The organism is Butyrivibrio sp. XB500-5, assembly GCF_003625505.1.
Taxonomy (GTDB): Bacteria; Bacillota; Clostridia; order Lachnospirales; family Lachnospiraceae; genus Butyrivibrio.
Window position 1 is genome coordinate 118,436 of record NZ_RAIS01000002.1, and the last position, 25,620, is coordinate 144,055.

Below are 25,620 nucleotides of genomic sequence, written 5' to 3' on the forward strand. Positions count from 1 at the left end.
TTCAACTATCTATGATTATTTATATCAGTCCGCCACCCGCAAATGTACCGGCTTCATACGCTGATAATATCCCTGCTACTTTCGGATTCGATGGCATCTGGAAGAAATCATTTATTTCCGAAATATTATTTGTCTTAAATACTTTGTCTCCATTAAGAAAATCAGTGTATGCCCGTCTCTTCTCAGCTGCTTCCTGTAGCCATTTTTCTTCCAATTCTTTCTTTTCAGCAGCTTTTTTATCTATCCTATCCTGAATCTTTTTCTGTTCTGCACGTTTTGTCCAAAAACTTCCTTTGGATTGCGCCTCCCAGACCTTGTCACCAGTTCCGTTCTGATAGCCCATATGCCAGCCATCAGCTCTACAATCTTCTTTTGTAGCACCAATATGAGCCACAACATAACGCGAGCCGCCAATTGATCTTGCCCATTCTGGATATGGCGTGGTAAGTGCCTTTGTCAGATCATCCAACACCCATTTTTCATATTCCGGATCATTTTTCATTGCCTTAAATCCTTCTTCCGAAATATCAATTGACCAACTATCACACAGATTACTCGATGGCCATGGAATATTTGAAATCTTCTCATGGATATAATCCTTGTACTCCTCCAACGTCATATCTTTGACATTGGTAACCAGATTTGTTCTTTCTATACCTCTGGTAGAAGTTATCCTTGTTGATCTTGGGACAGAGGGATCATATACCTCGCTTAGTTGTATCTGCCCATTTTTATACCACGATGGCTGAAGATCTTCTTCTGAATACACTTTTCCGACAAAATGATTGTTGTTCAAATACTCAGCATTCTGCGCTGTCAAGGTTTCTCTCATCGTTCTACCTTCAGACATAGCTTTCTCTATATCAATTCTGCCATTATCGGTAGAATCGTAGAATGCTCGAAAACCCTCGATATCAAAATCATCCTGCAGAAAATCATTCCAGAACGATTTCTGTGTTGCAAATGTCAATCTCTCATCATTTGAAAAGCTTTTCAAAAAATCTTGAACTTTTTTATAATCGCCGGGAGATTCAAAAGATAGGCTCCAGAGTTCTCTCGCAGATAACTTCCCGTCAACATCAGACCTCTCTCCACATACAATTCCATCTTTTGAATAAGACGTCGTATACCTTATATCAACAGGAACCTTTTCATTTGTTTCAGGATTTGTATATTCTGTATGTCTTGTAACTACTGATTCATGTACAAATTCTCTGCTACGGACAGTTGACATTTCCGCTGCTGAATCCATTGTTTTTGAGAAATCACTCGATGCTGTATTCTTTGCTTTTGTCGACTGATTTCCCCGTACATCATAAATTGAACCATATGTTCCCAGTCCACCTATTGTCATTAGTTCTCCTTTCCGCAGCTCATCTGTCAGTCAGAGCCGCACCGCTCCCCGGAAAGGTCCGAGCGGTATCAAATACTTCATACTTAAAAGAAAAAGCGCATTTTTCAACGAAATTCAATCCATTGAAAAAATACGCTTCCATCGCTATTTAGTATATCGACAGATTATATTGTTTCCTTAACCCTTTTATTTGTGTTCAAGTACATCTGTCTTCGACCATAGCATGAATTCGTTTGGGGTGAACTTATTCATTCCTGATCATTACTGGTTTTAATTGCATTCTCTCGTTTTCTGCTTAATGCGCGTGTCTGATAGAGGATAAGTGCGTAGATTCCAATTGTCAGTACAATCCTAACAGTTGTATTCATCGACAGATACTGACTTGAAAACCGAATCATCTGAAAATTTGAAAATATGATCCTGAAAATTCCCCATACTGATACTATATCTATCAGACGAATCCATATTTTTCGATTATCACCACGAACAAAGAAATAATATGATGCCACGGCACCCAATATGCCCGGTACGATAATAAACAGGATTCCCGAAATCATCATCTGCCACATTTCAAATCTGCCCAGGTTCTCAGAACCGGTTATACATATTGCTGCAAAAAACGCCACCAAGACCGCCCCCATCCTTTTGGGCGATAGCGTTCCCCTTACAGCATTAAACAATCCATATGAAAACGCCACTATCTGAATCACAAGCCCCAGGATCTGAATTACTGTAATCTGGATATCACTGTAATCAACCGCATCCGATCCAAATGGGAACCTTATAACGATGTCAACTACCGTTAATAGAAAGGACAGTACCACAAATGCATACAGTACGATCATTATGTTATTTACTATCTTATTTTCTATTACAGGGTTTCTTTCTACTACCTTTGTCATTTCTTTTCCGGACAAAAGGTCGTCAAGGCTCACATCCAGAATCTGCGCTATTTTCTTGGTAGTAAGCAGGTCAGGGTATCTGTCTCCACATTCCCAGCGGGAGACCGCCTGTCTCGTTACATATAATTGTTCCGCCAGGGATTGCTGCGTCATCCCCTTTGCTTCTCTCGCTCTTCTTAACTGTTCGCCAAATTCGACCATGTCAAATCCGCTCCTTTCATTTTTTTATCTGCAGATTTGACTTTAGTATCACTTATGACGCAGATATCTTCAAGCACCACCTCAATAATTCCTGTCACCATTATGGTGCATTATGCCAAACACCTATGTTTTCGCTGTTATTCTATGCATCATCACGACACATTCAATATATATCTGCCCTTGCCCTGACCAGTAACCGTGACGATGACTTCAGCTTTTTTCATTTCTGTAATAATCCGGAGTGCCTTAGTTTCCTTGCAATCAAGGATTTTCTGCACATCCTGTGTGCCGATCACCTGGTTTTCACGAAGATCTTCCAACACCGCAATTACTGCGGAGGATGTTATGGCCGTCATCAACCCATCCGCGCGCATACTTTTGATATGTTCAATCCACGCATTTTTTGCATCAATCCACGGATTCGACGTTTCAATCCTCGCGTTTTCGTCTCCAATCCTCGCGTTTTCATCTCCAATCCTCGCATTTCCGGCAATTCTCTGATCTCGATCCGCGCTCATTATCGTCGTTTTAAGTATGAAGGTATTGTTATTGAATACCGGATCGGGCAGACCGATAGCTTCCAGCTCCCTGCACATACGATCCACACCTTCGCCATATTCCTTAACATAGCCATAGTCCTTAAGAAAAGCAGCAATCTTCGGATTTCTTGAGAAATGCGTATAACGTACATTCTCTTTTTTGACCATACCGGCAAATGTACCGGGACTATCCACTTCCAATCGATCATCAAACATCTTGATCTGGATATCAGTGCCTTTGATCCCGTAATCACGATGTGCTGCGGCATTTACAACAATCTCCGTTCTTACAAATTCGCTGTATTCTTCCTCTGTTACAAAAATACCGTCATGACCAAGATACGTTTTCTCCTTCATCTGTATCTTTATGAAATCAACGGCTTTCTCCACCTGGTCAAGGATACGCCCTTCAAAAATCACGTCCTTGATAACATTCATATCCTTTCCGACTTTAGCCTCGGTACCGTCATAACGAATGAATCTTATAAATGCACGCGGGAAAAAGTTCTGCGGATTCTTCCCAAACAGCAATATTGCTGCAACAGAAACATTTTCCTTACCGTCTTTCTCTGTAATATACTTCTTGTTCTCGCGCAGATACTCCTCGGGAGATTTGGAGTATCCGATCTTCTTACAATAATCTCTGACAAAATCAAGATCCAGGTCTTCAATACCGGCATCTGCAACCGGTTCGTCCTCATAATATCGAACTCCCTTGGCGTACATTAAGGCCATACGATCCTCAAAATTCAGTTTCTTGCTTTTATCGCCCACACGGATAAATGCATCATCAGCCTGATTAGCATGAAACAAAGGACTTGCTTCAATATGCATGAGGAGCACATGATCCGGCTTTCCCTCACAATTAATGCATTCCACCATCTCTGTAGTAACCGGGATGGTCGGATTACAGAAATCTATAGGTGTACGCAACAAATCATTTAGCTGTTCAACATAATAATCCACGCCCTCTATGCGCCTATGTTTATCCGATATTCCTATCGCTACCGTTCCCCCATCCGCGTTTGCAAACGCACAAAGAGTATCCGACAGATCTGCCGGTTTGATATGAATACTCTTTCTGTCGAATATTTGTTTTTCATCTTTAGCCAGGATTTCTTCTATAGTCATTGATCCATTCTCCTGCTTTCCTTCTTATTATATATAATTATAGAATCTTTCCGTCATTCATTCCTTCTCGTAATACACCAAGAGCCCTTTTCTCTATGAGACGAAGGTAGTTTTCTGTCAGATGGAAGAATGCGGCTGTCTCGGCAATCGTTTTATACTCAAGTGATTGTATACCATATCGATACATAAGAAGTCTTCGCTCCCGTGCTGGTAATAATTCAAGACGGTTTCGCATCTTCTGAATCATAACTCTGAGCACTGCTTCTTCGCCTACCGGATCACGACCCTTTCCGTCCCGAACCTTTTCGGCCTCCGGTACTCCGTCTTCATCCACCGGATTATCATCCAGAAATACCTGGACTATACCATGATTGGCAAGCTGCCTTTCAAATGAAGAATCTCCCTTTCGGCAGAGATCCCTCATGGCATTACCGGCTACGGTATACGCAAATGTGGAAAACTTAACATCAACTTTTTCGTCAAAACTCTTGGCGGCCTCAAGCAGTGCAAACCGTCCTTCCTGAAGAATGTCATCCAGTTCTATACCGCCGTAATGATTTATATCAAGATCATGTGCGATCTCAAGGCTTCTTGCAAGCTGAGATATAAGCCCCTCATTCAGGAGAAGGATTTCTGTCTGAGCATAAAGATCGTTCTGCTTAACCAGCTCACATAGTTCCCTGTTATGTTTTTCTGTTTCGTCAATATTGTCTGTCATTTTTCTTTCCATAACTGTATCAGCAGGGAAACTATCTGCTCTACCATAGGTTCCACTGTTACCATCTTTTCATCATCAATGTTTGTATCTATCTGTATTCCTTTTATAATAGCTTCCTTTATGATTCTGGCCTTTTCTTCTTCAGGGTAATTCTTTAGATTCGGAACAGATAACGCTTCCTCTTTAACCTTCTCTATTATTTCATAATCCAATATCTCCGCCTGGTCATTAAGTGCAGCTACTTCACCTACGACTTTCTTTTTCACTTCTTTGATCGATGCCATCAGCTGTCTCTGTATCTTATCAAGTTCCATATAGCCAGCCGGCACTTTGGCAGCTTTAAGCTTCTTTTTTGTATCCTTGATATTGTTATCATTTGGAATCTTTTCCGTCTGAGTCAGTTCATACAATAGATCATACGAAAAATCCAAAAGTTTATTCTGTGTGACCATAAGTTCTGCCACGGCACCCGAAAAATATGTTGCCATCATCCTTGTTGCCATAGCGAACTTGTCATTTATGAGAAGCTCATTGATAACCCGGGGATCCACTTTACCGGAATACAGATTCTTGGCCGCCTCAACTGACAGCCCAAGTTCTTTGATATCGTATCCCGTGTTCTCCGGTGTATCGGATAATCCGAGGATATAATCTGTGGGGACTTTGTATAGATCTGCCAGCTTCAACAGGATATCGCTGCTGATAGTCTTGGTAGATCCGTTCTCGATCCGGCTATATGTAGTCTTGTTCACTCCAATGACTTCAGCAAGTTTTTCCCTGCTTTTGAAGCCATTGGCTTCACGGAGTTCCCTCAGTCTTTCCTGCAGATTCCCCGGTAAATATTCGCCCATCGGTAACTATCCTTTCTGCTCGATCATACATAAATTATCTTAACATATTCGGTGCAAATCTGCATCAAAATATGAAAATGAAAACGAATCTGATTCCCAAAAATGCAATTTACTGCAGAATCAGAAACCGGACCATTTTCATACGAATAATTAATTAGAGCGGTGTTCATAGAGCGCAGCTCTTTGACGGATTGTAAAGGCAGAGCCTTACGCAAGGGTGCGGGAGTAAGACTCCTGCCGGGATGTATTGTAGAAAGTTTACTATGTGCCGTTGCGCAAATATTGCAACGACCGTAGCTAAACTGAGACATGCATCCCGTCGGGTCCAGGGCGAAGCGCCTGGGCAGATCCAAGGTGCAACCTTGGCCCAATGATGTGTCGTGTGCGACACATTGTATTGGGTTATATCCTGTCGCGCTTCGCTTAGGACAGGGGCGGCTCCGCCGGAAATCCAAAGCAACTTATTAACATGATTTGCCAAAAGCGAGAAGAGGAATCGGGTAAAACCGGTTCCTTTTTTCTTGGCAGAAAGGAAGGAGAAGCTATGAAAAAAACAAGAGCAACAAGGCACAACGGAAGAACAGGAGCGGCCGGAGTATTCCGAGCCGGTCACAATGACAGGACATTTGATCTGGATAACGCCGGGCATATTGATCAAACCCGATGTTCCATAAATGTCTATTGGGATTGCTATCAAGGTTTGAACTTTCCGGATGAAAACGGAATAAGACCGGAGCGGAAATTCACCTTTGATGAGATCGAACTCATTTATTATACGGATCAGTTTGGAGATTCGATCGAAGCACAGAATGAACGCCACCGACAGTCAAGACACAAAGAAAGGATCAGATCTGTCGAAGACATTCTGAAGGATCCGAAAACCTGCCCGGAGGAATCAGTCTATCAGCTCGGCACCAAGGATGGTCATGAGGATCCGGCTTTATTTGTCCAGGTTTTTCTTGAACTGAAGGATGAAATTGAAAAGCATTACGGATCAAATATCAAGGTTCTTGACTGGGCGCTTCACATGGATGAGGCTACTCCACACATTCATGAAAGGCATGTATTCTTTGCTGATGACGGTTACGGAACGAATTTCCCGAAACAGGATAAGGCATGTGAAGCACTCGGCTTTGAGAGACCGGATCCTGAAAAGAAATCCGGAAAAAACAATAATCGTAAGATGAGTTTCGATGCAGAAATAAGACGGATTTACATCGAAATTGCCGAAAAACATGGGATCACTATTGAAAAAGTCCCTCTCGAAGGGAAAGAACATTTGGAAAAAAATGACTTCATCATTGCCAAGCAGGAAGAGGTAAAAGCCGCAAACGCAATATACATCGCTGAGCAGGAATTAAAGATAGCGGATATCGACGCCATGGCTGAAGAGGTCGCTGAGAAAGCATATGAAAAAGCCTGTGAGGTTGTTACTGAGACAGTTAAGGAAGAAACCGTAAAGGCGGATATCGACATAGTAAAAGAGTATCGTGATGTACTTACTGATCCCAAGCGTAATGCTCCAGATAAACAGAAGAACTTCATAAAAAAGATTCTGGATAACGTGATGGAAAGGCTTGCACGTAATACTGCTGTTCTTCTTGAAAAAGTCAAAGGGATTCTTCAAAGGCCTGAAATTAAACAGAAAAACAAGGAAGAGATTGCTCACGTTGCAAGAGAATCTGTTCTGGAAATTCTCGAAAGAAACAAGAAGAAATCTGCTGAGCATAATGCTTCAAGACAGGTGCCTACAAAAGAAAAAAGCAGAGATTGGGAGGAGAGATGATGGGACTATTTGATACAATCCGCGATAATGTCTCAGCAAGACAAGTGGCTGAATACTACGGGCTTAAGATCAACCGTAACGACATGGCCTGTTGTCCGTTTCACAATGACAGACATCCCAGCATGAAGCTTGATAAAAGATTTCACTGTTTCGGCTGCCAGGCTGATGGAGATGCGGTTGATTATGTCGGAAGATTGTACGGTCTTGGTGCAAAAGAGGCTGCCTATAAGATAGCTGATGACTTTAACATACCCATTGAACCGTGGAAAAGAGAATCCCGGGAAGAACGAAATACCAGGATCCGAAACGCCAAGGAAAAGGAAATTGAAATGAATATCCGTCGCGCTTATGCCGAAGAATTGAGACAGTTCCGACTGAAGATGTCCGAATTTTTCCGTGTTCTGCATGACTGGGAGCAGAAATATGCCCCTACTCAAGAACAGTGGAATGCAGAAATGATCGATGAACGGTTTGTTACGGCAATCCATTGTAAGGACCGTGTTGAATACATTCTGGATGTCCTTGATTTCGGAGAGGATGAAGAAATATATGACATTTACAAACACAGAGAGGAGATAATTGAATATTATGAACGAGAAATTACCAAAGCTCAGCAAAGAGCAGCTTAGTGAAGTAGGAAGGGAGTTACTTCCTACAGAAGTTTTACGAGAATCGCTTGAACTATCAGAGCGAGGAACCCCCAAGCCAACGATATCAAATGTAGTAAGGATCCTGAAAGAGGATCCTTTTTTTGTGGGAGCGATCCGCCTTAATGAGCTTACCGAAAGGATAGATATCGCAAAAGATCTCGGCTGGAGGAGAGAAGGTGACATCCTGAATGATACCGACATGGCCTATATCACACTTTATATAGAAGAAAACTATAGTATCAGTAATTCAAATGTAATCGAAAAGGCTATACAGATCATCGCTAATGAGAATCGATACCATCCAATCAGGGATCTACTAAACGATCTGGTGTGGGACGGTACTTACCGTCTTGAGGACATGCTCTCGTATTTCTTCGGTGTTGAAAAGTCCGAGCTTACGACAGAATCCATAAAGCTGTTCATGCTGGGAGCTGTATGCAGGGTATTTGATCCCGGATGCAAGTTTGAAACTTCCATATGTTTAGTGGGAGACCAGGGAGCCGGAAAATCCACTCTTTTCAGGTTCCTTGCCATAAAGGATGAATACTTTTCCGATGATCTTAAGAGGCTCGATGATGAGAGGATCGTGGTCAAACTGCAGGGACACTGGATCGTAGAGATGCCGGAAATGCTGGCAACGCTCAATTCCAGAAGAGTAGAGGAGATAAAAAGCTTCTTAAGCCGCCAAAAGGATACCTACCGAACACCCTATGAAAAGCATCCCAAGGACAGGAGACGACAGTGTGTCTTTGGCGGTACTTCCAATAAAATGGAAGTTCTCCCGATGGATAAGAGCGGCAACAGACGCATCATTCCGATTGAAACCCATATGGATAAGGCTAAGGTTCATATTTTGGATAATGAAGACGAGTCCCGTGAATACATTCTTCAAGTATGGGCTGAAATTATGGAAATATACAGAAGCGGCAAGTTCTCTCTTACACTTCCAAGACACCTGCAGGCTGAACTGGCAAAGTACCAGGAACGTTTCACTCCGGAAGATAACGATCAGGAGTCGATAGAGTATTTCCTTACAAATACTCAGGAAAAATACGTGTGCGTCAAAATGCTTGCATATGAAGCCCTGGGTTATTCGCAGTATGACCAGCTTAAGAAGAGCGACTGCAACAGGATCTCAGAAATGATGCATCATTTCCCGGAATGGAAGGCTGTTGGAACACGAACTGTTTCAAGATACGGAAGAGTACGCGCTTGGAGACGAAAAGCTGATACATCATCGGATGATGGCTTTATAAAGATCTCCGAACAGATGGAAATACCGTTTAAATAACAAACCAGTAACTATAAACATAGCAACCAAATGCGGCAACTAACCAAAAGACTCTTTTGGAAGGTTGCCGTTGCTGGTTGCTTTTTTTGTATACAAGGAGAAAAACATTGGCAATAGTAAACAATAATGAGGCGGCTGTTATCGTTCTTGATAACAATACCTCTTTACGCATGAGAGATATACAGTTATTATTGAACTGTGGTATGGGATCTGCCAAGGTAGAAGAAATGATTACAATGGCGAAACGGGAGTTTGTTATGTCCCATCATCCCAGAGACATCTTCCGATTACCGCCCAGCAGTAGTTGGAAAAACGGATGTTACAAGACTTATGTGTATGTCGATTCCAAAAGAAAGGAGCTAACCGCCAACACAAAAGAAAAACTGCTGGAAAAACTCTATGATTTCTATTATGAAGCAGAAAACAGGGCAAAAACTTTGGAACAGGTCTTTGAAATGTTCATGGACTACAAGCAGAATTGCCTGAACAGGCGTGATAAGACGATCACTACCGATCGTAACCGCTTTAAACATGTTCCCCAGGAGCTACTCGAAAAGGATATCAACGAGATCACGGATGAAGATATCCGCAGATTCATTGTTTCCAAGCTACTTCCGGATAATCCGAAGCCTGATTTTATTAAAAGAATGATTCAGTCCCTCGGAGCCGTTTTTGATTACGGTATCAGGAAGAAAATCTGTTTTGATAACCCTACCCGTTATATAGAAGCGCAGGATTACTATAAACACTGCGATCAGGAGGTCAAAACGGATGAAGAAAAGGCTTTTTCAGAGGAGGAGCTTGCCAGGATAACTGAAGATGCACAAAAACATCTGGATAATCCCCGTGTGTTAATGTCCCTTCTTGCAAAAGAAACCGGTATGAGAGCCGGTGAACTGGCAGCACTGCATGTCGAAGATGTACAGGATGATTTCATTCATATACACAGACAGCAGATTAAGGTGTCAGAGGGAAAACACAACAACCTGGTAGAGGTTGGCTATACCAAAGATGAACGTATGCATCCGCATAATGGCAGGTTTATCCCGATAACGGAAGATGCAAGATGCGTAATCGAGGCAGCTAAAGCTATTCCCGGGGACTCCCCTTATCTGTTTCATGAAAAAAACTGTTCGAAAATGATACCAACGGACGGTTATGCTCAGAATCTGCGTAAGCGCTGCAGGAGGCTCGGATGTGTACCGACCAATAATCATGCTTTCAGAATGGCTTTCAATTCAAGGCTGATTGAATTGGGATTTTCTGCATCAGACAGAGCATTGATCCTGGGGCATGAGGTTCAGACTAACGAAACGCACTATTCTCTTACGGATAAAAGGCGGCTGGATGTGATCAAGGATCGCCTGATATGCAAAGAGGAGCCCTGACCGGCTCCTCAAAGCGTCCACGAGAGGATTCGAACCTCCGACACCCGCCTTAGGAGGGCGGTGCTCTATCCAGCTGAGCTACGTAGACATGCTATAAACATAGAATATCATATATTCTTTGTTAACGGTATTTAGTTTTACTCACTCACACTCACTCAATCGAGCTTCTAAAATTTCCCCTATTTATGCGGCTTTCAAGCCATTAGCTTCCGCTTAGGAGGCGGACGCTCTATCCTGCTGAGCTACGGAAACATGACTTATGTATATTAGCATAAAATCAGCCTCAAATCAATAAATGAGATGAGGCTGATGAGTTAGTATTAATTATGCTGCTGCTTTACCGTTCTTCTTTTCTTTGAACTGTTTAACAAGAGTTTTTCCTGCGATAACAGCAAGGATAATTGAAAGAACAACGAGGAGAACTGCGATGAGAGCCTGGATAAGAGCCCAAACATCGGCAGCACCTGTTGTGTAAGCAGTAAGCTTAGCCTTGATTGTCTGAACAAGTGAGCAGATTGTAACAGCAAGCATGAAAGTCATAGGAATGTAGAACATCTTGTTGTTCTTTCCTACAGCGCCAAGCCATGTGCAAACTGCAAGAAGTCCGATAGCTGCAAGAAGCTGGTTAGCTGCTCCGAAGAGAGGCCAGATCTTGGTGTATCCTGTCATACCAAGGCTTACGCCGAGTACAACGGTGATTGCTGTTGCAACATAAGGATTAGCGATAACTTTCTTATAGCCTGTAAGATCTTTTGCTGTCTGTCCATTCTCTACGAAGAACTCCTGCAACATGTATCTTGCAAGACGAGTAGCTGTATCAAGTGATGTGAGACAGAATACAGAAACAGCAAGGATAAGAAGCTGATACATGATATCCTGCATGCCGGGTGCGAAAGAACCGATCATTGCTGAAAGACCGCCTGCGAATACCTGTGTAGGGCTTGCGTATGTTCCGTCTGAAGCGGCAACCCATACAAAGCCGATAGCGCAAAGAGAGATAACCGCAACGATACATTCAATAAGCATTGAACCGAAAGCAACGGGCTTAGCATCCTTCTCGTTATCAAGCTGCTTAGCGGTTGTACCTGAAGAAACAAGTGAGTGGAATCCTGAAATAGCACCACAAGCGATGGTTACGAAAAGAGCAGGGAAAGCAGTACCTGTTGTGAATACGCCTGTTCCCTTAAGAGCTGCATCTCCCATAGCAGGGATAGCGAAGCTTCCATGACCTGTAACCGTAGCACCGATAATAGCAATTATACCAGCGCCGATCATGAAATAAAGAAGGAATGAGCTAAGGTAATCTCTAGGCTGAAGAAGAATCCAGACAGGAGTTACGGAAGCTATAAGGATATATGCTCCGAGAATCCACATCCATTGATTGTAAGTAAGTGCAATGGGGTGGAAATTAAGTCCGATGAAAACTACGGCAATAATGCCAACGCATCCGATAACGGAAGAGATTCCGATAGGAGCGTTCTTTCTGTATACAAAGAAACCAAAAACGATAGCCAAAAGAATGAATAAAATAGAGATCATGGCTGTTGACTGGTTAGCTGCCAAAGTAGCACCTTCAACTGCGGCACCTGCGGATGTCGTAACACCGAAAGTACTAGCAACGATCGATGAGAAAGCTGCAACTACAAGAAGAAGTGTAAGGTAGCCAAATGTGATGAACAGCTTCTTTGCTGTCTTACCCATTGAATCATCGATGATCTCACCGATTGACTGACCCTTGTGGCGAAGTGAAGCAAAAAGAGCTCCGAAATCATGTACGCCACCAAAGAAGATACCGCCGATAAGTACCCATAAAAGAACAGGAACCCATCCGAAAACGGCTGCCTGAATAGGTCCGTTGATAGGGCCTGCTCCGGCGATTGATGAGAAGTGGTGACCCATAAGCACAGGTGCTTTGGCGGGAACATAGTCAAGACCGTCCTCAAGCTCATGTGCAGGTGTCTTACGACTTGGATCAACACCCCACTGTTTAGCAAGCCATCCGCCGTAGAGAACATATCCCACAGCAAGAACGACAATGCTGATGATTAATAATACTGCTGCATTCATACTTTTTTCCTCCTAATTTTTGTAGATATCACACAACATACTTTTTAGCTCTTTTCCGCCATAATTTGTGAGCACTTCCTGCGTATCGGTCGATGTGACCGCAAGCCTGGCTTCGCTGTGTCCTCTAAAATTAAAGAGGTAACCCTTATCAAACTTAAATTTCTTGATCGCCTTTTTGGTAGCGGCGTCAGGAGCTTTATCGCTGATAATGATAAAAGTCAGATAAGAACACATATGGTCCTTTTCCGGGTATTTCTCATTTTTCCTAACGAGAACAGGCTCGATCGACTCCCTTATTAAATCGAGCAGCTTCTCAAGATCGGCACAATCAACGGACTCTTTTTTTATAAAAAAGACGTGCTCGAAAATCGTGACAGCCCAAAGCTGAGCTTCCCTCTTAAGAACGTATTTCTCGCTCAGAGAATGAAACCACGCATATGCAGGAAATGTACAATCTCCTATAGTAAAGTTTTCTGTGATATCGAAACTTGCCTGATATCGGAGCAGAAGCTCCTTCAAATACATGTCTGATGAAATCATCTCATCACCTTTCAGGTCAAATTTATGGATGTGGAAAAGATAGTCCACTTTTTACTTTACCACGATGACGTGTTATTGCAAGATAATAAAATTAATATCATGGATAAAACATTAATTTTGTAATGTACAAAAAAAGTGAGTAAAATGAAAATAAAAAAGCACAGGAGAAAAGAAAATGCCTTTTATAAACTCAAAGATAAGCGTTAAGATCACACCCGATCAGGAAAAAGAGCTGAAGGAAAAGCTCGGACAGGCAATATCGATAATACCCGGAAAGAGCGAAAGCTGGCTCATGACAGGTTTTGAAGACGGATATCATCTTTATTTTAAAGGCGATAATTCAAAGCCCATGGCTTTCGTTGAGGTAATGGTATTTGGCGGACCAAACAAGGATGCGTTTAATAAGCTGACTGCCAAGATAACAGAAATCTTCGGACAGGTTCTTTCAATCGCACCCGACAATATCTATGTAAAATATACTCCCGCAGACGACTGGGGATGGAACGGAAGTAACTTCTAAAGTGTATGAAAGAGTGATCAGACATTTTAATAAGTCGGCGATAGCAATAGTGACAGCAGTGGCAACACTGCTGCTTTCGGCATGCGCGCAAAGCGACAGGGACAGAAATGTTGATTACATCTCTCAGAAGTATGCAGTACCGGAAGACAATCAGCTAATACTTTACACATCACATAAAGAAGAAGTTTATCTTCCTATTATCAGAGAATTTGAAAGTCGCACGGGGATATGGGTCGACGTCCATGCCGGCGGAACAACAGAGATGATGCGTCAGGCGAGAGAAGCTTCCGAAAAGGGAGAATGTGACGTCATGTTTGGCGGCGGAATCGAAAGCTTCGAAGCGCAGAAAGATCTTTTTATGCCCTATAAGACACAGAGTAGTGAGCAGCTCGACAGAACCTATGCGGCATTCGATAATTCATGGACAGTTTTTACGGAACTTCCGATAGTGTTTATCTATAACAAAAAGCTTGTTCGCCCGAGCGAAATCCCGAGGAAATGGAACGATCTTTTTGATGAGAAATGGAAAGGGCAGATTGCATTTGCCGATATAAGGAATTCCGGAACAAGCTACACGATCCTTTTTACGATGGAACAGATCATTGGCGAGGAATCCGAAACATTGGTGCCTCGCTTTTATGAGCAGCTTGGAGACAATATCCTTGATTCGTCGCGAGAAGTCATTCCCTATGTATCCGACGGAACATATCTTATCGGAATAACTCTGGAGGAAACTGCCAAGAAGTACATAGCGATGGGATATGACATCGCGCTTATCTATCCCGAGGACGGAACCAGCGCGATCCCCGATGGTTGTGCAATGGTAAAAAATGCGCCGCACAGCTATAATGCCGGCAGATTTATGGATTTTGTGGTCGGCTATGACACCCAAAAATACGCGATGGAAAACTTCTACAGAAGACCCGTGCGCAAGGATGTTGAGTTGTCTAAGGCATTCGGAGATACTTCTTTTATAAGATTGGATATAAAAGAATCGGCGGCCAAAGAGGAAGAAGTGTTCAAGATCTGGAACGAGCTTGAAGGCGGGGAGGACTGAGTATGAAAGGTGTTATAAGACAGTCCTTCAAAAGACAGATATTCGTGATATTCCTTACAGTAACTCTTGCGCTTGTGATCATCGGCGGAATACTTACGATACAGGGATTCCTTACAAAGCTGTCTTCCGACTATGCCAAAAGAGATCTCGAACAGGTCTCCGAGATAAAAAAGAATATGGAGCGCGACCTTCGGATGTCGGACGAAGCGCTTGATAAAATATCAAAAAGCAAAGTCATAAAGGCGGCGCTTGAAAGCGATTATTCCAACTCTCTTGATATCTATACAGCATTGTATGAAGCCTCAAGAGATATAAGAGATTTTGCCGGGCTTGGAATATATAAAGGCGGAGAGTGTTTATACAGTACTTGGACCGACACCGGAAATAAGGACCTTCCTCAGAATTATTCGGTACTTGGAGAAGCCCTTTCCAAGAAGGGAAAAACAGTTTATTCGCTCGATCCCAGATCCTCTTCCGAAAGAGGAGCCGCCCTTTTAATGGCAAGGCAGATCACGGAAGGCGAAGAAAACGGATATGTCGTAATAAGGATTGAACAGAATGCAGTAGAAGAAAGACTTAGTAAAGAGATCAATTCAAAAGACGGCCTCATGCTTACGACAGGGTTTTTAAGACCGATATGTCTTTTGGGAACAGCTGAAGACGGAAGCGAGCTTTCGGTCATCAGGGAAAATTTCCTGAACGGACAGAAATATACATACGGAAGTAATAACAATATTTATATAACGGAGCTTGGATCGACAGGTCTTTTGTGCATATACGTGACACCGCCCGCGCTCGGAGAAGGAGCTGCGAGAGTCGGATATCAGATCGTAGTGATATTGTCGATCATAAGCGTATTTGTGTGTCTCCTTGTCGCATCAAGGATGAGTGAGTATTTCTCTAAACCTATAGCGGCGCTTTCATCGGCGATGAAGAGATTTAGAAAAGGCGATTTTGATGCGAAGATAGAGCTTGAAAGAGACGATGAATTTGAGCAGCTTGCAACAGGCTTTAACAAGATGACTTCCCAGCTTAAGACCACTATGGAAGAGCGAGTCGAAGCAGAGAGAAGAGTTAACGAGACCAGGATAAAGATGATGCAGGCGCAGCTGAACCCACACTTTTTGTATAATACTCTTGATACGATAAAGTGGGTTGCAAAGGCGAACGGTGTCAATGAAGTAGCGACGCTTTCTTCTTCCCTTGCGGGGATACTAAGAACCGGAATATCGGAAAAGCAGTTCTGTAAATTATCAAATGAGCTTGAACTTGTTCAGAACTACTGTGATATCCAGAAGATAAGATTTGACGATAAATTCGACCTAACAATAGATGTACCGGAAGAAGTGATGAACGCAGTTATTCCGAAGCTGATCTTACAGCCGATCGTAGAGAACGCGATAATCCATGGAATGGAAGATATGGACGACGGACACATTTATGTTGCGGCAGTTCATGATACAGCAAACGGAAACAATCTTCTGAAAATATCCATACAGGATAACGGAAAAGGGATCAGTGATGAGATGCTTACTGCACTCAACAACGACGACGTTGAGACTTTAAAGGGCCATTTGGGACTTAACAACGTCAACACGATCATAAGATTATACTACGGAAAAGAATACGGAGTTATGGCATTTAGACCGACGGAGGGCGGAACCGTAATGATAGTAACGCTCCCGTATTCCGAGGACCAGCCGTAGGCGATGGAGAAATTATGACATCAGTAATGATAGTAGATGATGAAAAATATGTAAGGCAAGGAATAATCAACGAGACAGACTGGGATCTTATCGGTTGTGAGGTCGTGGCGGAAGCTCCAAACGGAGAAGTTGCTTACGAGCTTGCGATCAAGCACAGACCTGACCTTGTCATCTCAGATATCAAGATGCCCAAGATGAACGGGATAGAACTTGCGGAAAAGATCCATGAGAGATTTCCCAATACGAAGATAATATTCCTTACGGCATATGATGAATTTGAGTACGCGAGAGCAGCGATAAAACTGGGCGTTTCGGATTATCTTTTGAAACCCTTTAAAGACGGAGAGCTTGAAGGCTCGGTCCAGAAGCTCTTACACCTTCATCCGATGACTTCGAATACAGATGATGCCCAGCTTGAAGATGAACTCATAAGACTTAAGAAAAAAGAGGATATATCAAACAGGTACGTACAGAGCGCGATCGACTACATTGAGAATCATTTTTCGGATGCGGATTTTTCGCTGGGAAAATTAGCGGAGTCCATGGGCGTGAGCGAAGGCCACATAAGCAGACTTTTTAAAGCAGAGACAGATATGAGCATCGGAAACTATCTGACCAGATATCGCATAAGAAAGGCTATGAACCACTTAAAGAATGTTCAGGTCAAAGTCTATGAAGTCGCAGAAAAAGTGGGATATCAGGATATAGCATATTTTTCCAATACGTTTAAAAAACTGGTCGGAAAATCACCCTCGGATTATCAGGCAAAAGGGCTTGAATAAGCCAAAAACAAAAGATGTCATAATCAAACAAAAAATATCAGATTTGTCTTATATAAATGTTTAATACGCAAAACTACAATGGATTTAGCAAGTGGATACACACTTGGTAAATCCATTTTTTTTGGAATAAAAGGAGGAAGAAACGTGAAAAAGAAAGTATTATCAGCTATTCTGTCATTCACAATGGTAGTAACAGCTCTTGCAGGCTGCGGAAATACAGCAGCAAGCACAGCTCCGGCGGGAGACCAGGCAGCACCTGAAGCTAACGGCCCTGCTGAAACAGCAGCAGAGAGCGCAGCTCCTGCAGCCGAACTTACAGGTATCGACGCCATCATCGCGGAGGCGGAGACAATGACAATGGAAGAACTTGCAGCAAAGGCTATTGAAGAGTCTAACGGCAAGACATTCTACGGCGTAGGTAATTCCAGCCGCGGAAAATCAGCACTTCCTTTATTTATCGAGTACTTACAGTCAATTGATTCATCATACAATATGGAATTCGAGTGGCAGCAGCCCAAGAACAACAAGATCTTCGAGCAGCTCACATCAGATTCATTAAAGAGCGAAGGAACATTCGCTATGACACTTATCCAGGACGGAAATCAGATCCAGTCCAAGATGGTAGATACAGATATCTTAAAGACATTCATTCCTAAGGAGTGGGCTGAAGCAAACAATACGTCTGCGGATTCTTATGAGGGATTCCTTCCTCTTCAGACACTTAACAAGGTATTTATGTACAACAGCACAGGAAGCGCAACATACAACAACTGTTGGGACTTCGTATATGACGGAGTACATCCTCTTTTCATGGGTGTTGACTCTGAGATCGTAGGAAAGAACTTCCTTATGATGCTCACAGAAGATAAGTATGCTACATGGCTCAAAGAAGCTTACGACAAGCTCGATGATACAAAGAAAGCATACTTCGAGCCTACTATCAAGGCGATGCAGGCTGACGCTAACGACCTTGGACTTGGTGCAAACGGAGCATACGCTCTTGCATGGATCAAGCTCTGGGTTAACAGCTACAACGAGCAGACAGATGACGGTCCTATCTGCAACACACTTGTAGATGCATCCGCAAAGGATCAGGCAGGACTTCTTGTTTATTCCAAGCTTCGTTCAGTAGAAGAGTCAGCAACAGTATCCGTTAACAACATCAAGGTTGCGGCATACGAAGACGGATACACAGGAATCGGCGGATACGGCTATTGCCATTATCTTTTCCTTACAAAGAACAGTCCTCTTCCTTGGACATCATGCGCATTCATCGCATTCATGACTTGCACAGAGCAGGGATTTGAAGCATGGGGCAAGGACATGGGCGGATATTCATCCAATCCTAAGGTTGCAGAGGAGATCGAAGCAACATTCCATCACTCACAGGGTGGCGGAGATGAGTTCCCTGCAAAGAACGACCGCGGATATGAATGGTGGACAACAAACGGTCAGCTTGTTCTTGAGGATCCCGCATACTGTTCAGAAGTTTCTTTCTCAGTAGGAAGCTGGATAGACGTGCTCGACCACTATGCACCCGGAGAGTGATCCTTAGTTAAATAACAAGAGGGATGCCGCTTTTATAAAAAGAGGTGGCATCCCCTTTTAAGGAAAAGAGGTAAAAAATGGAAGCAATCGCAAAACCAGACAAAAGTGCGATTTTCAAAAATAAGGTAAAGACCTGGTTTTCCCAACCTCAGAATATAATACTTTTGCTGTTTGGGATTGTGTTAACCTTTAGTACTGTCGCACCTATCATAGCAATCGTAAAAGATACGTTCAGTATCCATCCCGGAACTATAGATCAGCATCTGACCAAAAGAGTTTCCGGATATACAATAGTAAACTACACAGATCTTTTTACCAGTAAACTTGCAAGGACAAACCTCTGGACACCGCTGTTTAACACAGTGATCCTTTCGGTTCTTACTTGTGTGATATCGATCTTGTTCGGCGGCCTTTTTGCCTTCCTGGTAACAAGGACCGACATGAAATTCAAAAAATATTTAAGTTCGATCTTTATTTTCCCTTACATCATGCCGCAGTGGACACTCGCTGTAGTATGGCAGCACATGTTCTATTCCAACAAAGTGACGGGAACAAGTGACGGACTTCTTGCAGCAATATTCCATGTTTATTTTCCGACATGGTGGTGTCAGGGAGTATTCCCAAGCGCAATGGTACTCGGCCTTCACTATGCACCCTTTGCTTATATCCTGATCGGCGGAATATTTAAGAACATGGATGCAAACCTTGAGGAGGCGGCAACTATCCTCGATACACCCAAGTGGAAGATCATGTTCAAGGTAACACTTCCCATGATCAAGCCCGCCATTCTCTCAACTATACTTTTGGTATTCGGAAGTGCGATGGGAAGCTATCCCGTACCGCATTACTTAAACCTTACTACACTTTCAACCAAGTACATTTCAATGAACAGTACCTATACCGGTGAAGCAAGTATCCTTGCGATCATCATGATGGTATTCGGTGTCCTGATCCTTGGAATGAACCAGATGAGCTTAAAGAGCCGCAAAAACTATACAACGGTTACCGGAAAATCCGGTCAGCTCACAAAGCTTACCATCGGAAAAATGGGAAAATATGTTGTGGGAATCATTTTCATTCTCATCACATTCTTTACAAGTATCTGGCCGATAGTTCTTTTTGCACTTGAGACCTTCCTTCCCAACCCCGGTGACTACAGCTTCCTCTACACAGGAAATCTGGCTCATCTCACAACAAAGTGGTGGGTTACAAACGAAAACGTGACTGAAAACGGAATGTACGGACAATCCGGAATTCTGTATAACAATACAATATGGCATGCATTCTTCGGAACATTGTTCCTTGCAGTTGTCTGTGCACTCATCGCAGGAACCATCGGAACACTTATCGGCTACGCCGTTGCAAAAAAGAGAAGAAACAAGTGGGCCAACTACGTTAACAACGTGGCATTCCTGCCTTATCTTATGCCATCGATCGCAGTGGGAGCAGCGTTCTTTATCCTGTTCTCCAATGAGCACATCAATCTCTTCAACACATACACGCTGCTTATCATCGCAGGTGTGGTTAAGTATATTCCTTTTGCATCAAGGAGCTCACTTAACTCCATGCTTCAGATAAGCAATGAGCTTGAAGAGGCGGCGGTCATCATGGATACGCCTTGGATAAAGAGAATGACAAGGATCATCATACCGATCCAGAAATCTTCGATCATAAGCGGATATCTTTTACCGTTTATGACCTGCCTTAGAGAATTGTCATTGTTCCTTCTTCTCTGCACGCAGGGATTTATCCTTTCGACAACACTCGATTATTTCGATGAAATGGGTCTATACGCATTCTCAAGTGCGATCAACCTCATCCTCATCGTGACGATCCTGGTATTCAACACACTTGTTAATAAGCTGACTGGCGCAAGCCTTGACAGTGGCATAGGAGGAAAGTAATCATGCCGGAAATCATTTTAGAGAATATAACAAAACGCTGGGGAAAATTCTTCGGCGTAGATAATGTAAGTCTTAATATACCAAACAATTCATTTATCACACTCCTTGGACCTTCAGGCTGCGGTAAGACCACCATCCTTAGAATGATCGCAGGTCTTGAAACACCGACAGAAGGAAAGATCACAATAGGAGATAAGGTAGTATTTGACTCAAATGCAGGGATCAACGTTCCCGCAAACAAAAGAAGAGTCGGCTTCCTTTTCCAGAACTACGCGCTCTGGCCCAACATGACCGTGTATGAGAACATCGCATTCGGCCTTAAGAATATCAACGAGAAAATGCCTGTTGTGGATATCGAAGCTAAGCAGACAGCAGATATCATAAGAGCTCTTCAGAACGGTAATAAGGTAAAAGAGATCGTGGAAGAGTGCAGAGATAAGAACGGAAAGCTCGATGAAAACAAAGCTTACGTTAAGCTCATCGATAATTACAGCCTTTCAATATTTACCGCAAAAGAGCTGTACGCACTAAATATTCAGGGTGCACAGGATGCGGCTGCAGCAGCAAAGTCCAAGCTCGCCGAATACGAAGCAAAGCTCTCTGCAATAAAAGAGAAATACAGCAAGGATTCAAAAGAGCTTAATGACAAGTTCGAAGTAGTTAAGAACGGCGAAGTTGTTGAGGAAGTAAGAAAGCTCACAAAAGAAGAGATAGATTCAAGAGTTCGTGCTTGTTCAAGGATCGTAAAGATAGGAATGTTCATGGACAGATATCCTGCGGAGCTTTCAGGCGGACAGCAGCAGAGAGTTGCGATCGCTCGTACACTTGCTCCCGAGCCACAGGTTCTTTTCATGGATGAGCCCTTATCAAACCTTGATGCTAAGCTTCGTCTTGAGATGAGATACGAGCTTCAGAGACTTCACGTCGAGACAGGAAGCACCTTCGTATATGTAACACACGATCAGATGGAAGCCATGACACTTGCAACAAGAATCTGCCTTATCAACAACGGCGTTCTTCAGCAGTACGCGGCACCTCTGGAAGTTTACAACAGACCTTCAAATCTTTTCGTAGCAGATTTCGTCGGAAATCCTTCAATGAACTTTGTTGACGGAAAAGGAAGCCAGCAGGCAGACGGAAGCGTTTCTCTCGATATCCTCGGAGGAATCAAGGCAAAATTCGTTCCGAATGATAGTCTTAACCTTGATGAGTGGAGAGCTCAGAGAGATAAAGAAGCTGAGGATAAGCTCGAGCTTGAGAGACAGAGACTTATGAAAAAGGGTGCTGTTGAAAAGAGCAACAAGGATGAGGTATTTAAATATCACATCCAAAAGGTTGAGGAAGAGGATGACAGCATCATGGACGAGCCTGTTATAACCGATGAAGATTTCGTTATCGGCATTCGTCCCGAGGCAATAGACATAGATCCAAACGGAAAGCTCGACACAACCGTTTACGGTGCGATGCCTACCGGAATGGAGTCAACACTTAAGCTTCGCATAGGTGAATTCCTCCTTACGGGAGTTATCTTCGGCGGAGTTATCTACAAGATTGGACAGGAAGAGAAGATCAGTATAAACGGAAACGATATCCTTCTCTTCGATCGCCGCTCCGGAAAGCTTATCTGTGCAGGTAAGCTGGAAATGTAAGATATTTGCGTTAGCAAAAAAATGCGCTGTTCTTATATGAACAGCGCATTTTTAGATTGCTTTATATTCCAACTTACTTGGACAGAACCCTTCCGAGGTAGATAACGATGCAGGCGCCAATGGTTGAAACGATTATCGAACCAAGGAAACCTGAACCGTGAATACCGATGAGTCCAAGAACAAGATTACCGACAAAAGCACCGACAATTCCAAGAATAATATTTCTTACAAGGCTTCCGTTGGACTTCATGATCTGTCCTGCTGCCCAACCTGCAATGCCGCCGATAATAATAGCCATGATAATAGATGAAACAAAAGAACTTACTGCGAACATTTTTATGCTCCTCCTATAACCTAAATTATTATTATGAAATGATAATAGCATAAACGCTTAAATCATGTCATTTCATAGATAAATATAGCATAAAATTGTGATAATATGTATGATATAGGGGCAAAAAGTAAAAACGGAGCAATCCGTATATCATATATGATTTATGGTTTGCGTGTATGAACAACTTTTTTGGAGGAACGACATGGATAACGAGAACAGACCTGTTGGAAGAAAAAAGAAAATAACCGAAGGTGGATCAGGCGTCCATAAAAGAGGCGAAGGCCTGGGAACAGGGCCTGTAGGACAGGGCGTCGGAATGTCACAGGGTCCGCAGTCTTCCGGCGATGATGAAGGAATGAGACGATCAACCGGAAGAAGTCCGTTTTTCATGATAATAATATTACTTGTATTATTCCTTGGAGGCGGCGGAGGCCTGAGCACATTACTTGGTGGTGGAGGTTCGCAGACAGGAACGGCACCTTCTCAGGGACCTACAATATCGCAGCAACAGGGAACAACCACAGGAACAACACCCAATGTTGCGACAACTCCAAGCGACTCTTCACAGATGGGCTCGGGGCTTTCTACTCTTGCGCAGCTCTTTGGCGGAGGAATGGGTTCATACTCAGGAGCAAACGTAAGCTCTGCTGCATGGAGCGGTGATGCCAACACAGGCACACTCAACAGAGAAGTAGATCCCAAGGCAAGAGCTAAGCGCACTGTTATCAAAGGAAACGGACAGGATACCGTTACGATCATGATGTACATGTGCGGAGCGGATCTTGAGTCAAGAGGCGGCATGGCATCCAAGGATCTTCAGGAGATGCTAAGAGCCAATATAGGAAGCAACATCAACCTCCTAGTATATACAGGTGGCTGCAGACAGTGGCAGAATAATGTGGTTTCAAGCAAAACAAACCAGATATATCAGATCAAAGACGGAAAGATGTCTCTTTTGGTTGATAATGTAGGAAACCTTCCTATGACCAAGCCAGATACTCTTTCAGCCTATATCAAATGGTCTGCAAAGAACTTCCCCGCAGACAGATATGAGCTTATTTTCTGGAATCACGGCGGCGGATCGACAGGCGGCTACGGCTATGACGAGCGCTTCGTTTCAGCGGGAGCAATGTCACTTGCGGGTATAAATACAGCACTTAAAGACGGCGGAGTTAATTTTGACTTTGTCGGATTTGATACATGCCTTATGGCAACGGTAGAGAACGCTCTTGTAGTTTCCAACTATGCGGATTACCTCATCGCATCCGAGGAGACAGAGCCAGGAGTAGGCTGGTACTATACGGATTGGCTTACTGCATTTGGAAGCAACACGTCAATGGAAACTCTTGATATCGGAAAGAATATCATTGATTCCTTTACGGCAGCATGCGCTCAGACATGTCCGGGACAAAAGACAACGCTCTCAATGATAGACCTTGCGGAACTTTCACAGACAGTTCCTACAGAGCTTGCCGATTTCTCCAAGGATACAACAAATCTCATCAAACAGAACGAGTTTGCTACTGTATCAAAGGCAAGAAGCTGCACGAGAGAATTTGCGCAGTCAAGGATCGATCAGGTCGATCTTATCGACTTCGCAAACAAGATGGATACAAAAGAAGCCAAGGAACTTGCCGATGTTCTTCGCGGAGCCATCAAATACAATAAGACAAGCAGTAACATGACAAATGCCTACGGTCTTTCCATCTACTTCCCTTACAAGACAGGAAGTAAGGTTGATTCGATGGTAAATACTTACCAGGTTATTGGAATGGACGAAGATTATGCAAAGTGCATTCAGAACTTTGCGCAACTCGGAACCGCAGGACAGGTTGCAGGCGGCGGAACGCAGAGCCCGATGCCGTCTCTTTTCGGAGATATGCCAAGCAGTTCAGGCGGAGGATCTTCAGCGGAGCTTATAGGACAGCTCCTTTCAACCTTCCTTTCAAGTGACTTTAGCAGCATTTCAGGTCTTTCATCTTCAAACACAGACTTCTTCGGAAGAGACCTTGATATTGAAAAGACCGCACAGTATATAGCAGACAACAGATTTAATCCGGAAGCACTCATCTGGACAACCAACGATAACGGCGAAGATGTTATTTCATTAACCGAAGACCAGTGGTCCAAGGTTGAGAATCTCGCACTCAACATGTTCTATGATGACGGTGAAGGCTATATCGACCTTGGAATGGATAATGTCTTTGCGTTTGATGACAAAGGAAACCTTAAGTCACAGAATGACAAGACATGGCTTGCGATCGACGGCCAGGTTGTTCCTTACTACGTTGTAGACGTTCAGGGAGACAGCAGTGCATATCAGATAACAGGTCGCGTTCCCTGTCTTCTCAACGAGGAGCCTTCAAACCTTATCATCGTGTTTGATTCACAGAACGAAGACGGCTATGTTGCCGGTGCGGTAAGAGATTACAAGGACGACGAGACAGAGACTATCGCCAAGAATTACACAGAGCTTGAAGAGGGCGATACCATAGATTTTGTCTGCGATTATTATACATATGACAAGAAATACCAAGATAGTTACCTTCTCGGAGAGCAGATGGTCGTAAAGGGCGCAATGTCCGATATGGAGATCAGCAACGTATCCGTTGGAGAGGGAAAAGTGCTTGAGACATATCGCTTTACCGACATCTTCGGTCAGGACTATTGGACACCTGCACTTGAGCACTGATAAACGCCAA

At 43.3% G+C, this 25,620-nt stretch carries 20 protein-coding genes and 1 tRNA gene; 12 read left to right on the forward strand and 9 right to left on the reverse strand.

Annotation, left to right across the window (positions count from 1 at the left end; translation table 11 throughout):
• Window positions 1-19: 19 nt before the first annotated feature.
• The 5 genes from D6856_RS05310 to D6856_RS05330 form a co-directional block, all read right to left on the reverse strand.
• Window positions 20-1,354, reverse strand: coding sequence for a hypothetical protein (locus tag D6856_RS05310; protein ID WP_120686066.1), 1,335 nt, complete (start codon window positions 1,352-1,354; stop codon window positions 20-22).
• A 248-nt stretch (window positions 1,355-1,602) separates the two neighbouring features.
• Window positions 1,603-2,457: a helix-turn-helix domain-containing protein gene (locus D6856_RS05315; RefSeq protein WP_120686067.1), complete on the reverse strand. Its 855-nt coding sequence runs from the start codon at window positions 2,455-2,457 to the stop codon at window positions 1,603-1,605.
• 152 nt (window positions 2,458-2,609) lie between these two features.
• Window positions 2,610-4,127, reverse strand: a complete 1,518-nt coding sequence (locus tag D6856_RS05320; protein ID WP_120686068.1) for an ATP-binding protein — start codon at window positions 4,125-4,127, stop codon at window positions 2,610-2,612.
• 37 nt (window positions 4,128-4,164) lie between these two features.
• Window positions 4,165-4,845, reverse strand: coding sequence for a sigma-70 family RNA polymerase sigma factor (locus D6856_RS05325; RefSeq protein WP_207667267.1), 681 nt, complete (start codon window positions 4,843-4,845; stop codon window positions 4,165-4,167).
• Window positions 4,842-5,696 carry a helix-turn-helix domain-containing protein gene (locus D6856_RS05330; RefSeq protein WP_120686070.1) on the reverse strand — a complete coding sequence of 285 codons (855 nt, stop codon included), beginning with the start codon at window positions 5,694-5,696 and terminating at the stop codon, window positions 4,842-4,844. Before D6856_RS05330 ends, D6856_RS05325 begins: the two co-directional genes overlap by 4 nt.
• A gap of 544 nt (window positions 5,697-6,240) precedes the next feature.
• Between D6856_RS05330 and D6856_RS05335 the strand changes: the two genes are divergently transcribed.
• The 4 genes from D6856_RS05335 to D6856_RS05350 all read left to right on the forward strand — a co-directional run bounded on the left by D6856_RS05335 (window position 6,241) and on the right by D6856_RS05350 (window position 10,811).
• A complete protein-coding gene (locus tag D6856_RS05335) occupies window positions 6,241-7,482 on the forward strand; it encodes a plasmid recombination protein (RefSeq protein ID WP_147367808.1) in 1,242 nt (413 codons plus the stop codon).
• Complete coding sequence (locus D6856_RS05340; protein WP_120686072.1) at window positions 7,479-8,111, forward strand: CHC2 zinc finger domain-containing protein; 633 nt, start codon at window positions 7,479-7,481, stop codon at window positions 8,109-8,111. The genes D6856_RS05335 and D6856_RS05340 overlap by 4 nt, the downstream gene beginning before the upstream one ends.
• The gene (locus tag D6856_RS05345) at window positions 8,071-9,423 is read left to right on the forward strand and encodes a virulence-associated E family protein (RefSeq protein ID WP_120686073.1); all 1,353 of its coding nucleotides are present in this window, start codon (window positions 8,071-8,073) and stop codon (window positions 9,421-9,423) included. Before D6856_RS05340 ends, D6856_RS05345 begins: the two co-directional genes overlap by 41 nt.
• Window positions 9,424-9,530: 107 nt before the next feature.
• Window positions 9,531-10,811, forward strand: coding sequence for a tyrosine-type recombinase/integrase (locus D6856_RS05350; protein WP_120686074.1), 1,281 nt, complete (start codon window positions 9,531-9,533; stop codon window positions 10,809-10,811).
• Between the two features lie 14 nt (window positions 10,812-10,825).
• Here the strand turns inward: D6856_RS05350 and D6856_RS05355 are convergent.
• From D6856_RS05355 to D6856_RS05365, 3 genes are all read right to left on the reverse strand, one after another.
• Window positions 10,826-10,899 (reverse strand) — tRNA-Arg (locus D6856_RS05355).
• Between the two features lie 236 nt (window positions 10,900-11,135).
• On the reverse strand, window positions 11,136-12,878 hold the full coding sequence (locus tag D6856_RS05360; RefSeq protein WP_120686075.1) for a carbon starvation CstA family protein: 1,743 nt from the start codon (window positions 12,876-12,878) through the stop codon (window positions 11,136-11,138).
• Between the two features lie 12 nt (window positions 12,879-12,890).
• Complete coding sequence (locus tag D6856_RS05365; protein ID WP_120686076.1) at window positions 12,891-13,418, reverse strand: hypothetical protein; 528 nt, start codon at window positions 13,416-13,418, stop codon at window positions 12,891-12,893.
• Between the two features lie 175 nt (window positions 13,419-13,593).
• Between D6856_RS05365 and D6856_RS05370 the strand changes: the two genes are divergently transcribed.
• The 7 genes from D6856_RS05370 to D6856_RS05400 all read left to right on the forward strand — a co-directional run bounded on the left by D6856_RS05370 (window position 13,594) and on the right by D6856_RS05400 (window position 22,584).
• Window positions 13,594-13,938 carry a phenylpyruvate tautomerase MIF-related protein gene (locus tag D6856_RS05370; RefSeq protein ID WP_120658211.1) on the forward strand — a complete coding sequence of 115 codons (345 nt, stop codon included), beginning with the start codon at window positions 13,594-13,596 and terminating at the stop codon, window positions 13,936-13,938.
• A 1-nt stretch (window position 13,939) separates the two neighbouring features.
• Window positions 13,940-14,995, forward strand: a complete 1,056-nt coding sequence (locus D6856_RS05375) for an extracellular solute-binding protein (RefSeq protein ID WP_207667268.1) — start codon at window positions 13,940-13,942, stop codon at window positions 14,993-14,995.
• 2 nt (window positions 14,996-14,997) lie between these two features.
• Window positions 14,998-16,701 carry a sensor histidine kinase gene (locus D6856_RS05380; RefSeq protein ID WP_120686078.1) on the forward strand — a complete coding sequence of 568 codons (1,704 nt, stop codon included), beginning with the start codon at window positions 14,998-15,000 and terminating at the stop codon, window positions 16,699-16,701.
• Between the two features lie 14 nt (window positions 16,702-16,715).
• Window positions 16,716-17,483, forward strand: a complete 768-nt coding sequence (locus D6856_RS05385; protein WP_120686079.1) for a response regulator transcription factor — start codon at window positions 16,716-16,718, stop codon at window positions 17,481-17,483.
• 144 nt (window positions 17,484-17,627) lie between these two features.
• Window positions 17,628-19,031, forward strand: a complete 1,404-nt coding sequence (locus tag D6856_RS05390) for a hypothetical protein (protein WP_120686080.1) — start codon at window positions 17,628-17,630, stop codon at window positions 19,029-19,031.
• Window positions 19,032-19,108: 77 nt separating this feature from the next.
• Window positions 19,109-20,935, forward strand: a complete 1,827-nt coding sequence (locus D6856_RS05395) for an ABC transporter permease (RefSeq protein ID WP_120686081.1) — start codon at window positions 19,109-19,111, stop codon at window positions 20,933-20,935.
• Window positions 20,936-20,937: 2 nt separating this feature from the next.
• Window positions 20,938-22,584 carry an ABC transporter ATP-binding protein gene (locus D6856_RS05400; protein ID WP_120686082.1) on the forward strand — a complete coding sequence of 549 codons (1,647 nt, stop codon included), beginning with the start codon at window positions 20,938-20,940 and terminating at the stop codon, window positions 22,582-22,584.
• Between the two features lie 73 nt (window positions 22,585-22,657).
• Here D6856_RS05400 and D6856_RS05405 read toward each other — a convergent pair whose 3' ends face one another.
• The gene (locus D6856_RS05405) at window positions 22,658-22,918 is read right to left on the reverse strand and encodes a GlsB/YeaQ/YmgE family stress response membrane protein (protein ID WP_120686083.1); all 261 of its coding nucleotides are present in this window, start codon (window positions 22,916-22,918) and stop codon (window positions 22,658-22,660) included.
• A 202-nt stretch (window positions 22,919-23,120) separates the two neighbouring features.
• Between D6856_RS05405 and D6856_RS05410 the strand changes: the two genes are divergently transcribed.
• Complete coding sequence (locus D6856_RS05410) at window positions 23,121-25,610, forward strand: clostripain-related cysteine peptidase (protein WP_120686084.1); 2,490 nt, start codon at window positions 23,121-23,123, stop codon at window positions 25,608-25,610.
• Window positions 25,611-25,620 lie beyond the last annotated feature (10 nt).

Coding starts and splice junctions, on each gene's coding strand:
- D6856_RS05395 (WP_120686081.1), top strand. CDS start 19,109: ATGGAAGCAATCGCAAAACCAGACAAAAGTGCGATTTTCAAAAATAAG.
- D6856_RS05340 (WP_120686072.1), top strand. CDS start 7,479: ATGATGGGACTATTTGATACAATCCGCGATAATGTCTCAGCAAGACAA.
- D6856_RS05385 (WP_120686079.1), top strand. CDS start 16,716: ATGACATCAGTAATGATAGTAGATGATGAAAAATATGTAAGGCAAGGA.
- D6856_RS05335 (WP_147367808.1), top strand. CDS start 6,241: ATGAAAAAAACAAGAGCAACAAGGCACAACGGAAGAACAGGAGCGGCC.
- D6856_RS05345 (WP_120686073.1), top strand. CDS start 8,071: ATGAACGAGAAATTACCAAAGCTCAGCAAAGAGCAGCTTAGTGAAGTA.
- D6856_RS05380 (WP_120686078.1), top strand. CDS start 14,998: ATGAAAGGTGTTATAAGACAGTCCTTCAAAAGACAGATATTCGTGATA.
- D6856_RS05320 (WP_120686068.1), bottom strand. CDS start 4,127: ATGACTATAGAAGAAATCCTGGCTAAAGATGAAAAACAAATATTCGAC.
- D6856_RS05325 (WP_207667267.1), bottom strand. CDS start 4,845: ATGACAGACAATATTGACGAAACAGAAAAACATAACAGGGAACTATGT.
- D6856_RS05310 (WP_120686066.1), bottom strand. CDS start 1,354: ATGACAATAGGTGGACTGGGAACATATGGTTCAATTTATGATGTACGG.
- D6856_RS05365 (WP_120686076.1), bottom strand. CDS start 13,418: ATGATTTCATCAGACATGTATTTGAAGGAGCTTCTGCTCCGATATCAG.
- D6856_RS05400 (WP_120686082.1), top strand. CDS start 20,938: ATGCCGGAAATCATTTTAGAGAATATAACAAAACGCTGGGGAAAATTC.
- D6856_RS05410 (WP_120686084.1), top strand. CDS start 23,121: ATGGATAACGAGAACAGACCTGTTGGAAGAAAAAAGAAAATAACCGAA.
- D6856_RS05330 (WP_120686070.1), bottom strand. CDS start 5,696: ATGGGCGAATATTTACCGGGGAATCTGCAGGAAAGACTGAGGGAACTC.
- D6856_RS05405 (WP_120686083.1), bottom strand. CDS start 22,918: ATGTTCGCAGTAAGTTCTTTTGTTTCATCTATTATCATGGCTATTATT.
- D6856_RS05360 (WP_120686075.1), bottom strand. CDS start 12,878: ATGAATGCAGCAGTATTATTAATCATCAGCATTGTCGTTCTTGCTGTG.
- D6856_RS05315 (WP_120686067.1), bottom strand. CDS start 2,457: ATGGTCGAATTTGGCGAACAGTTAAGAAGAGCGAGAGAAGCAAAGGGG.
- D6856_RS05370 (WP_120658211.1), top strand. CDS start 13,594: ATGCCTTTTATAAACTCAAAGATAAGCGTTAAGATCACACCCGATCAG.